We start from the raw sequence: 10,272 nt of genomic DNA on the forward strand, positions 1-10,272 counted from the left end.
GTCCCGGCATGTGCAGGTCGATGATGGCGAGATCAACGGGCGCCTGATCTTCAAGCAGGCTTATGACGGTATCAAAACATGCCGCTTCGAATATTTCCAAGTCCGGAATGCCGGCCATCAATGCCAGTCGCAGCCCACGACGATACAAGCCGTGATCGTCGGCGATGATAATACGATACATGAACCACCCACCTTTTGGCAGCCCCGCATGTGTCCCTAGCTGCCGAAACCTCCCTTTGGATGGACTGCACGGTGACCCAACACAGATCAGCCGCCCGCTGATCCCCCGTATGTCGACGCTCGCCGTCGCCCATCCGCACATTTCAACCTTCTAATATAGCTTACAATCGCACACATTTCAGGGCCAGATAGTTAAGTGTTTTTTTCGTACGAACGGTGGCGATGCCTCTGCGGGAAGGTCGTTACCGACGCCGAAAATCTGCACAGGTAATTGCCATTCAAACGGCTACAGCTCCCAGCCCTGATTGATCACCCTGCCGCGCCCATGCCCTACCGGCTGGAATATTGAAATCAAAACGCCGGGAACGTGCCATTCAAATGCACGACGACGCCTTCTCGGGCGCCACTTACCATCGCTGCACTCCGGAGAGGTGAAACCAACACTGGCGTACCTTCCGGCCGGGTGGGCTGGACCCATCACACCGCGACAGTCGTATCAATAGGAGGACGAGATGAAAGCGGTCATTCAGTGCGGTGGAATGGGAACACGCCTTCGGCCTTTCACATCCATCTTGCCCAAGCCTCTCATGCCGATCGGTGCTCGGCCGGTTCTTGAATTGCTTTTGAAGTGGCTGCGACGGAACGGCATCCAGGAGGTCTACGTAACGACCGGCTATCTGGGGCACTTGATCCGCACCGTATGCGGAGACGGATCACAGTGGAATCTTAGGATACGCTACACCCAGGAGTTGGAACCTCTGGGCACTATTGGCCCGCTCTCCCTGATCAGGGAGGAACTGGACGAGCCGTTCATTGTTCTCAATGGGGACGTACTTACCGATCTCAGTCTCAGCCGGTTTGTGGCATCACACCGGACTCACACTGATCCAGTCACCATAGCCACAGCTTCCCGCATCATCAAGATGGACTTCGGCGTCATCGACGAGGTCGGCAATACTGTCCAGGTATTTCGCGAAAAACCGACGCTGTCTCATCTGGTAAGTATGGGTATATATTGCATGAATCCAGATGTTTTCCGTTTTATACCTGACGGCATCGCCTTCGGATTCGACGACCTCATGCTGCAGATGATGCAAAACGGCACGAATGTGCACGTCTACAAACATGACGGGCTTTGGCTGGATATCGGACGCGTAGAAGATTTTCAAAACGCACAAACCATCGCCTGGGAAGAGCAGTCCGCATCGATCGAGGTCTCGGCAGCGGCCGCTTGAGGGCTGAACGCCCTGCCGCGCCAATATGAGGAGGTCGTAATGCTCTTGGTCAGCGCTCCTATTCTTGGCTTTCCGGAAAAGGCAGCCCTGGCCAAAGTTGTCGACAGTGGGTGGCTGACGATGGGGGACCAGGTGCGAGCCTTTGAAGAGGCCTTCGCAGCCGTGCATGATGCGGTCGATTGCGTCGCCGTCAGCTCTTGCACCGCCGCCCTGCATCTCATTCTCCATGGACTTGGGATCGGCCCCGGAGACGAAGTGCTGGTTCCCTCGCTGACCTTCGTGGCGACCGCCAATGCAGTGCTCTACGTAGGAGCAACACCGGTATTCGTCGACATAGAGTCGGCCGAAGTGCCACTGATGTCCCTAAGTGACGCGGAGGCCAAATGCACCGGACGTACCAAGGCTGTCATTCTCGTCCACTTTGCCGGCTATCTTGCCGACCGGGAAGAATGGCAGAGATTTGCCCGTGTGCGAGGACTGCATATCGTCGAGGATGCCGCGCATGCTCCCGGCCTTAAGGAGGTGGGGACTTACGGTGCGGCCGCGGCCTTCAGCTTCTACGGCAACAAGAACATGACCACCGCGGAAGGTGGGGCCGTTATTGCCCGGGATGGACAGCTCCGTGAAACGATCCGCCAGGCTCGCGGACATGGAATGACCAGTGGCACACATCAGCGGTTGAACAGCCGCACGCCGCAATACGACGTGACGATGCTCGGTTTCAATTATCGCATGGACGAGTTGCGCGCCGCTATTGGCTTGGTCCAACTTCAGAATCTGCAGGAATGGAATGAAATCCGGCGCATATTGGTCGTCCTCTATCGGCGTCTGATCGCAGATTACTGCTCGGCTGTGACAGTCCCGTTCGGCAAACCGCGGACCTCGGCCTACCACATCATGCCTGTCCTCCTGCCACATGACGTCGACCGGCAAGCGGTGATCGACCATCTGCGAACGAAGGGAATACAGACCACAATCCACTATACGCCCGTGCACCAGATGACGCTTTATCGCCAAATGTTCACTGAAATCCATCTGCCGAAGACCGAGGACTTCGCGCAGCGGGAGCTGACGATTCCACTACACCCGCAAATTACGGCAAGTGCGATCGAGTCGGTGGTTGTCGCATTAGCCACGGCGATTGAAAGCAGCGGGCGTGCGGGAGCTGCGGCATGAACGCACTCGACGTGACCATGCATCGGCCCGCTGTAGCTGGCACCAGCCACGGAATTGCCAGACGCGCGATGGACATCATCCTCGCTGCAGCAGCGGGAATGGTACTCGCTCCACTGATGCTCCTGATTGCCGTTGCACTTTTTGTCGAAGGTGGTTGGCCGGTGTTTTTCGTACAGACGCGCCTGGGTGCCGGCGCAAAACCGTTTCGCATGTACAAGTTCCGCAAATTCAAGACGACAGCCGATCCTTTCGGCCTTGCGCTGACCATGAACGATGACAGCCGCATGACGCGGGTAGGCCGCTTTCTCGCGGCAACGAAACTTGATGAGCTGCCCCAACTGTGGAACGTTTTCACGGGGGACATGGCAATTGTCGGGCCGCGGCCGGAAAGCCTTGCCTTCGCCGATTGTTTCCGCGGCGGCAATGAAGCTGTCCTACAGTGGAAGCCTGGCCTGCTCGGCCCGACCCAGGTTCTCTTCCGTCACGAAGCCTGTTTTTACCCGCCCTCCCTTGATCCGCTCCTGTTTTATCGAGAGGTCCTGTTCCCGGCCAAGGCAACGATCGACCTCGCCTACTATCCGCGGCGCACGATTGCATCGGACCTCGTCTGGATAATGCGGGGCTTCAGGGCGGTTTTCGGTGTGTCCCTGCCTCCCGCGGCAAGTGGGTAGAGTTGGCAAGCGAGGAGTTTGGCATGAATGGATTGTTGTTCGTTCGCCAGTTTGACGGCTCACACGATCGAAGGAGTGCACGGTCGTGAGCTATCGCGGCAGGAAGGTCCTGGTCACCGGTGCGGATGGATTTATCGGATCCCACCTCACGGAAGCGCTGGTGCACGAAGGTGCCGATGTCACGGCACTGGCCCTCTACAACTCGTTCGACAGCCATGGCTGGCTGGATGATTTGCCCGACCACGTTCGAAGCCAGTTGCAATGCATTCGTGGCGACGTTCGTGACAGCGCGTTCATCAACCGGATCGTGCGCGGCCAGGCGGTGGTGTTTCATCTGGCTGCGCTGATTGCGATTCCCTATTCCTACGCTGCTGCCCAATCCTATGTGGAGACCAATGTGCTGGGCACCGTGAATGTCCTCGAAGCGGCACGCCACTGGGAAACCGAGCGCATTGTGCATACGTCCACGAGCGAGGTTTATGGCACCGCTCTGACCATGCCGATTCACGAATCCCACCCGTTGCAGGGACAGTCCCCCTACTCCGCATCCAAGATTGGCGCGGACATGATGGCGGCGTCTTATGCCAGGTCCTTCGATGTGCCGGTGGTCATCCTGCGACCGTTCAATACATACGGGCCGCGCCAGAGCGAGCGGGCCATCGTGCCGACCATCATAAGGCAGGCTCTGGACGAGAACTGTCCGGCGATCATGGTCGGCGACACCAGCCCTATCCGCGACCTTACCTTTGTGGAAGACACTGCGGCGGCATTTGTGGCGGCAGGGGCGGCCGAGCTTGAATTTGGCCATGCCTACAATGCCGGCAGCCAGCGCGCCGTCAGTGTCTCGGACGTTTTGGAGTTGGTGCTCGAGTTGAGTGGCACCAGGAAACCGGTACGTCGCGACGAAAGCCGGATGCGGCCGCAGAACTCCGAGGTTCGCGCGTTGCTCGCCGATTCCTCGAACCTTGAAAGTAAAGTCGGATGGCGGGCGCATACAAGCCTGCGTGACGGTCTGGAAAGAACCATCGAGTGGTGGCGTTCGCGCCTCAGCGACGGCCGCGTCCGTCGCGAAATGAGCTATATGACATGACCTTTCCGCGGCTCATACCGGCTGTGCTGCTGATGGCCGCTCTGCTGGCGCTACACACAGCCGGAAACCGGCCGAGCGGTGCGGCAGGCACGGAGCCGGCAATGGATCTGCCCGCTTACCTGAAACCTGCAACCGATCCGGCGACAGGGATCAGCTTCACTCGGATCACCCAGCCCGGAGCTCTTGGCGGCGGAATTGTCTGCGGCAAAATATATTGCAGTCATCGGTACTCGAGCGCGCAAGCGTGGAATGCCGATCAGAGCCTCCTCGTCCTCATGAACGGCTGCAACGGCATGTGCTTCCTCGACGGGAAAAACTACGTTCCTTTGTTCCATCGCAACAAGCCGGGTGAGTGCGAATGGCACCCTCGAAACGCGGACCTGATGATTTGTGTCGATGATCAGAATATCTCGACCTGGGCACCCCGCAGCAATCGTGAGGACATAGTTTTTGCCGCTGCGAAATATCGGGATCTCAAATTCGGCCCGTCCAAGGGAAATCCAAGTCGTGACGGCAGCCGCATTGCCGTACGCGCGACCCGCGATGATGGTGCTGCCGTCGCCTTCGCATATGATCTCGACCGGCGTCTGAAATACCCGGACATCAATCTCGCCCAGGTTGCCGGAACGACCAGTTCCTGCACCATTTCTCCGCTTGGAGAAAACATCCTGTGTTTCCAAAACCTGGCCGACGGCACCGAGCAGCGAGCCATTTTCGCAATCGACGGCACCTTGCGCCAGACGTGGAAGGACCATCATCGGCCCGGCCATGGCGATATGACTCTCGACGCGGACGGCAGCGAAATTTACGTCGGAATCAGCAAATCCAGCCCGGACAAATATCAGGTGATCAAACGTCGGCTGTCCGATGGAAAGGTCACGTCGCTCATGAAGTTCGGCGAGGCCGAGCATGCATCGCTGCGCGCTTTGGACCGGCCCGAATGGGCATTCATGAGTTACGGGGGCAATCCCGAGGAGGTTCGAAGCCAGCCGGACTGGGCTCCATACTCGCGCGAGGTGATCGCGCTGCGTGTCGACGGCAGTCGAGAGGTCCGACGGATCGTGCAGACGCGGAACGCTCCGTTCGATTATTGGAGCGAGACACACGCCTCCCCGTCCCCTGATGGGTCGCAAGTGATCTGGTCTAGCAATTGGGGGGTACCGGGCGGACCGGTCTACGAATTCGTCGCCCATCTCGATTGGCCGCCGCAGCCGGATCTGAATCAAAAGGAGATTGCCACCAATGGCCTTCGTTAGCCGAATTTCCTTTGCAGCACTTGTCGGATGCCTGGCCTTGAGCAGCGCAACCGCGGCCGAAGCGCCGGCCGCCTACAAGCTCTCCCCCGGCGACACGGTGGAGATAGGAATTGCCTCAATAGCGGAACGAACGCAACGCGCGGTTGTCCAGATGGATGGCTCGATCGCGCTGCCCGAGTTCGGGATGATCCCGGTTGGCGGGTTGACGCCGGCCGAATTGCAGACGCGCATGGAAGCGGTGCTGCCAACCAAGATCGTCCACCAGCGTCTGCCTGATGGACGGGAGCAAATGATCGTCATCAAGCCGAGCGACGTCACGGCCGTGATCGCGGAGTACCGGCCGATCTACGTGACTGGCGATGTGCTGACGCCAGGGCAGCAGGCTTACCGGCCACTCATGACAGTCCGGCAGGCGATTGCGGTCGCCGGCGGTTTCAGCCTTCTGCGGTCGCGGGCAAGCCAAAGCGGACCTGATCCCGTTGATCTGCGACGCGACTACGAGTCGATCTGGGGGGATTACATCAGGGACTACTTTCATGGCGCCCGCATCCGCGCCGAACTTCAGAACCAGGCAGAATTTGACATGCAGCCGCCGCAGGGCTCGCCCCTGTCGAATGTATTGATATCGGCGGTCGCGCAGGCGGAAGCGGAGGGTCTCAGAATTTCGCTGAACAATTTTCAACAGGAGCAAAGCTATCTCGACAAGACCGCCAAGGATGCCGAGGCTGAGGTCGAGGTTCTGCTCAAGCGCGAGCAGACGGAAGCGGCAGCGGTGAAACAGGATGAGGACGATCTGGCGCGGGTCACCAAATCGTTCGAATCGGGCAACCTGACCAACAGCAGGCTCGCCGATGTCAGACGTGCGGTGCTGATGTCGTCGAGCCGGGCGCTCGAGACCTCGGTCGAACTCATGAGAACGCGGCGCCAGCAGGAAGACTTCGTCAGGCAGCAGGAACGCAATGAAAATCAACGAAGGATCGGCCTTCTGAACGAGTTGAGGGACACCGACCTTCGCCTCGCCGAGACCACTGCAAGGCTCCACGCAGCCAGCCAGAAGCTTCAGCCATCAGGGGCGTCCGCTCTTCCGCTGCCGGTCGCCGGCGAAACCTTCCAGGCGCGGATCACAATAACCGGTGGAGCCGGCGACGCGTCGAGAAGTCGACCGGTCGACCAGGACACTGAGGTCGCGCCTGGAGACACCATCGAGGTGAGGTTCAGCAGCGACCTGCAGAGCGCGGCGATCCAGTAGTTGCGCGACGTGAACCGACCCGGGAACGACGGTGGCTAATGCCTCGCCTCACGGCATGAAGACGGGGCGTCGAGAAATCAAAATGGAAAAATCCAGAAAGCGGGTTTGTCGTGATTGGTGAAATGGATGTCGCCAGCGCCTACAGCACGGGCCGTACCGACTTCATGGGGCTGAATTTGGTTGTGGCGCCCGGCGTGCTCGTCCCTCGCCCGGAGACGGAATTGCTCGGCAGCACCGCCCTCAATGTGCTTCGTGAACTTAATCGGCCGGTCCCGCGTGTCGTGGACATGTGCTGCGGGGCGGGCAATCTCGCCTGCGCCATTGGATACAAGGTCCCCACCGCGCGCGTCTGGGCGAGCGATCTCACTGACAGCTGTGTCGAAACCACCTGCCGGAATGTCGCCCATCTTGGCCTGGCCGGGCGCATTTCGGTGCTGCAGGGCGACCTGTTCAATTCCTTCTCGGGTCTGGAGCTCGAAGGCACGATCGATCTGGTCGTTTGCAACCCGCCTTACATCTCCGAGAAGCGGCTCGAAAACGACCGCGCGCACCTGATGGAACTTGAACCACGTGAGGCGTTCGCTGCCGGGCCTTACGGCCTGAGCATTCACATGCGGGTGATCAAGGAGGCGCGGCGCTATCTGCGGCAAGGTGGCATGCTGCTTTTCGAGGTCGGGCTTGGCCAGGACCGGCAGGTCATGAGTTTGGTTGAGCGTTCCAAAGCCTACGAGAGCATTCGCGCGGTTGCAAACAAAGCCGGTGAAGCCAGGGTGGTTTGTGCACGGGCCAAAGCGCCAGCGTGAGCCGCGCCATTGGTTTGCGCGCTCGGTTGGGAGGACGCCCTTAAAGCGGCCCAGCGATCAGTTTTCCTTGCTGAGCACGTAACGTGCAATTCCCTGGATGGAATCGAAATTCTCAGGCAGAAGTTCACTGTCCTCGACAGTGATGCCGAATGTCTCCTCGACGAAGCCGATAACTTCAAGCACTCCAGTCGAGTCTATGATGCCCTGGTCGAGCAACGACGTTTCAACCTCCAGGGCACGCGGGTCGGCCACGTAGAAATTTGACGCCAGAAAGGCGCGTATCTGATCGCTGTAGGTGTCAATTCTGTTGTTCGTGCTCAGCATTGAATTGGCCTCCGATCCAAATGATTTCCAGGTGTCGCTTTATGAAAGCGCTATTTTCTTGAGCTTGCCCGTGTCCGTCATCGGTAGACTGGACACAATCTGGATGGACTTCGGAATCATGAAGTTTTCCAGCCGCTTCTGACATTCCATCCGCAGCTGCTTTTCGCCCATGATCGTTCCTTGCTCCATGACGACAAACGCTTTCACTGCTTGCCCTAGCAGGTCGTCGGGAACTCCAACGACCGCGGCTTCCCGCACTCCCGGGATTTCCATCAGCACGTTCTCGACTTCCCTGGGCGCTACCTTTTCTCCCCGCGATTTTATGATCTCATCGCTGCGGCCGACAAAATAGAGGTACCCTTCCTCGTCCATTCGGCAGTAGTCGCCGGTGTACAGAACCTGCTCGCCGGGCAAAGGGCCAGGCTTGAGCTTCCTCGCGGTAGCCTCCGGCTTACCCCAGTAGCCCTTCATGACCGTTGCCCCGCGAATGACCAGCTGGCCGACGACATTGGGACCGACCCTTCGGTCATCCTCATCGACAATCCACATTTCGGTGTTCGGGATGGCGATCCCCACGCTCAACGGTTTTCGCGCAAGATCTTCCGGCGGAAGATAAGTGCAGCGTTTGCATTCGGTCAGGCCGTACATCGAATAGATGCGAGCATCGGCAAACAGTTCCTGGAGCAGGCGAATGTGCTTGAGCGGCAGTGCCGCGGCAGTGTTCGTGACATACCTTATGCTTGCAAAATCATCTGCCTTCAGCGTCTTGAGATCCGACAGCGCGGCAAAGATGGTTGGCACGCCGGGAAAGCCTGTAACTCTCTCCCTTTCGATGATCGCAAGTATCTGTGCGGGGAAGGCAAACGAGCGCTCGAGGACCAAGCGCGCCCCGGTACGGAATGCCATTATCATCTGATAGAGGCCGTAGTCGAAGGCCAGGGGCAAGACATTGAGGATCACATCGTCTTCGCCAAGTTCGAGGTACGAGGCAATCGACGTGCAGGCTGCCATCATGTTCCTGTGCGTCAGCATCACGCCTTTGGGTTCGCCGGTCGAGCCCGACGTGTAGATGATGGCTGCGAGATCGATATCGATGCGGCGGCGGGCCGGCGCTTTGCCGTGGCCGGCAGCCGCCTCATCCCAGCGCACGGCATGCGGCAATCCCCGGAGCTCGGCGACGTCCACCGAACCGGAGACGATGAGCCGCCGCAGCGACGGACAGTTACGCGCCGGTTCAGTAAAGATCGGCTGCAAATGTTTGTCGGTGATCAATGCCGCCGGCAGGCAATCGTTGAGCAAATACCCCAGCTTGTCGCTCTTGGTGAGCGGATTGACGACGCACACGACGGCGCTCGCCTTGAGAACCGCCCAGAAGCTGACCACGGTCTCGACGGTGTTGTCGGCGAAGATCATGACGCGGTCACCGGGGGCGACCCCGGACGTGACGAGATGATGGGCGACCGCGTTGGAACGTGTCTCAAGCTCATCATAGGCGAGCCGGTGCCCGCCGCACACCAGCGCCACCTTGTCGCCGAGCCGGCCGGCCGAATGGCTGAGGTAGTCGTGCAGCAGAGGGACGGCGCCATGCATCATACCAGCACCTCTTCCCTGTGCAGGCGATCGACATCTATCCTGAGGTCGACCGCACGCCCGCTTGATGGACGGCTTGCGACAAACTGCTGATGGAGGAGCTGCGTCGACAGCACGCCGACCAACGCCATATTGTCCGAGTTGGACAGATCGCCATCGCCGGTCTTGGCAGCGCATTTGCCCAGCAGGCGCGCGACCGAGTTCGGATCAAAGACATTCGCCGCGCGCAGGGCAGTCTCAGAGAGTGCTTCGCGGACATAGGCGGGTGCGCTATCGCCCATGAAGCAAAGTGCGTTGGGCGCCCGGTAGGGCTGCTTCTTGCGGGCCACGACTTCCGCGGGGACGATCGATTTCGCCACACGCTTCAGCACGTGTTTCTCATCCAGAATGCGCAGCTTGTAGTCGGCCGGTAGCGAATTCGCCAAGGTCACGAGCCTGTCGTCCAGGAACGGGAAGCGCCCCTCGACGGAGTGGGCCATCAGCATCCTGTCACCCTGAGAGGAGAGCAGGTAGCCCGACATCAGCGTCCTGATCTCAAGATACTGGTCCTGCGCGAGAGGACCCCATCGTGGAAACTCTTCGGGCAGACGGCAGAGCAGGTCCGCCACTGCGTCGTGGCGCGCCGCTTCGGCATGCATGTCGGCCGAGAACAGCCGTTTGATGGCGCTGGTGGTGCGCCAGCGGGTGTCATGCGCGAA

At 59.4% G+C, this 10,272-nt stretch carries 10 protein-coding genes and 1 pseudogene; 7 read left to right on the forward strand and 4 right to left on the reverse strand.

Going from position 1 to position 10,272, the window contains the following annotated elements; all coding sequences use genetic code 11:
- Positions 1-181, reverse strand: a pseudogene (locus tag EN893_RS07010) (response regulator transcription factor); the annotation flags it as partial.
- Between the two features lie 511 nt (positions 182-692).
- Between EN893_RS07010 and EN893_RS07015 the strand changes: the two are divergent.
- The 7 genes from EN893_RS07015 (at position 693) to EN893_RS07045 (ending at position 7,660) form a co-directional block, all read left to right on the forward strand.
- The gene (locus EN893_RS07015) at positions 693-1,415 is read left to right on the forward strand and encodes a sugar phosphate nucleotidyltransferase (RefSeq protein ID WP_127267498.1); all 723 of its coding nucleotides are present in this window, start codon (positions 693-695) and stop codon (positions 1,413-1,415) included.
- 39 nt (positions 1,416-1,454) lie between these two features.
- Complete coding sequence (locus EN893_RS07020) at positions 1,455-2,591, forward strand: DegT/DnrJ/EryC1/StrS aminotransferase family protein (RefSeq protein WP_127267499.1); 1,137 nt, start codon at positions 1,455-1,457, stop codon at positions 2,589-2,591.
- Entirely contained in the window at positions 2,588-3,262 is a 675-nt protein-coding gene (locus tag EN893_RS07025; RefSeq protein WP_127267500.1) for a sugar transferase, read from the forward strand. Before EN893_RS07020 ends, EN893_RS07025 begins: the two co-directional genes overlap by 4 nt.
- An 85-nt stretch (positions 3,263-3,347) precedes the next feature.
- Positions 3,348-4,352, forward strand: coding sequence for an SDR family NAD(P)-dependent oxidoreductase (locus EN893_RS07030; protein WP_127267501.1), 1,005 nt, complete (start codon positions 3,348-3,350; stop codon positions 4,350-4,352).
- On the forward strand, positions 4,349-5,608 hold the full coding sequence (locus EN893_RS07035; protein WP_127269814.1) for a hypothetical protein: 1,260 nt from the start codon (positions 4,349-4,351) through the stop codon (positions 5,606-5,608). The genes EN893_RS07030 and EN893_RS07035 overlap by 4 nt, the downstream gene beginning before the upstream one ends.
- Before the next feature lie 37 nt (positions 5,609-5,645).
- Positions 5,646-6,857 (forward strand): polysaccharide biosynthesis/export family protein, encoded by a 1,212-nt coding sequence (locus EN893_RS07040; protein WP_236383137.1) that lies wholly within the window; start codon positions 5,646-5,648, stop codon positions 6,855-6,857.
- Between the two features lie 122 nt (positions 6,858-6,979).
- Positions 6,980-7,660, forward strand: a complete 681-nt coding sequence (locus tag EN893_RS07045; RefSeq protein ID WP_236383138.1) for a class I SAM-dependent methyltransferase — start codon at positions 6,980-6,982, stop codon at positions 7,658-7,660.
- A 57-nt stretch (positions 7,661-7,717) separates the two neighbouring features.
- Here EN893_RS07045 and EN893_RS07050 read toward each other — a convergent pair whose 3' ends face one another.
- From EN893_RS07050 to EN893_RS07060, 3 genes are all read right to left on the reverse strand, one after another.
- Positions 7,718-7,984, reverse strand: a complete 267-nt coding sequence (locus EN893_RS07050; protein ID WP_027036262.1) for an acyl carrier protein — start codon at positions 7,982-7,984, stop codon at positions 7,718-7,720.
- 39 nt (positions 7,985-8,023) lie between these two features.
- A complete protein-coding gene (locus EN893_RS07055; protein ID WP_164748773.1) occupies positions 8,024-9,577 on the reverse strand; it encodes an AMP-binding protein in 1,554 nt (517 codons plus the stop codon).
- On the reverse strand, positions 9,574-10,272 hold a 699-nt coding region (locus EN893_RS07060), incomplete at its 5' end, for an asparagine synthase C-terminal domain-containing protein (RefSeq protein ID WP_164900744.1). The genes EN893_RS07060 and EN893_RS07055, both read right to left, overlap by 4 nt.

This window comes from Mesorhizobium sp. M7A.F.Ca.CA.004.04.2.1, assembly GCF_004022825.1.
In the GTDB taxonomy this organism is placed as follows: Bacteria; Pseudomonadota; Alphaproteobacteria; order Rhizobiales; family Rhizobiaceae; genus Mesorhizobium.

Excerpts from the sequence above, each read along its gene's own strand:
- EN893_RS07035 (WP_127269814.1), top strand. The coding sequence starts at position 4,349 with ATGACCTTTCCGCGGCTCATACCGGCTGTGCTGCTGATGGCCGCTCTG.
- EN893_RS07050 (WP_027036262.1), bottom strand. The coding sequence starts at position 7,984 with ATGCTGAGCACGAACAACAGAATTGACACCTACAGCGATCAGATACGC.
- EN893_RS07025 (WP_127267500.1), top strand. The coding sequence starts at position 2,588 with ATGAACGCACTCGACGTGACCATGCATCGGCCCGCTGTAGCTGGCACC.
- EN893_RS07015 (WP_127267498.1), top strand. The coding sequence starts at position 693 with ATGAAAGCGGTCATTCAGTGCGGTGGAATGGGAACACGCCTTCGGCCT.
- EN893_RS07055 (WP_164748773.1), bottom strand. The coding sequence starts at position 9,577 with ATGATGCATGGCGCCGTCCCTCTGCTGCACGACTACCTCAGCCATTCG.
- EN893_RS07020 (WP_127267499.1), top strand. The coding sequence starts at position 1,455 with ATGCTCTTGGTCAGCGCTCCTATTCTTGGCTTTCCGGAAAAGGCAGCC.
- EN893_RS07045 (WP_236383138.1), top strand. The coding sequence starts at position 6,980 with ATGGATGTCGCCAGCGCCTACAGCACGGGCCGTACCGACTTCATGGGG.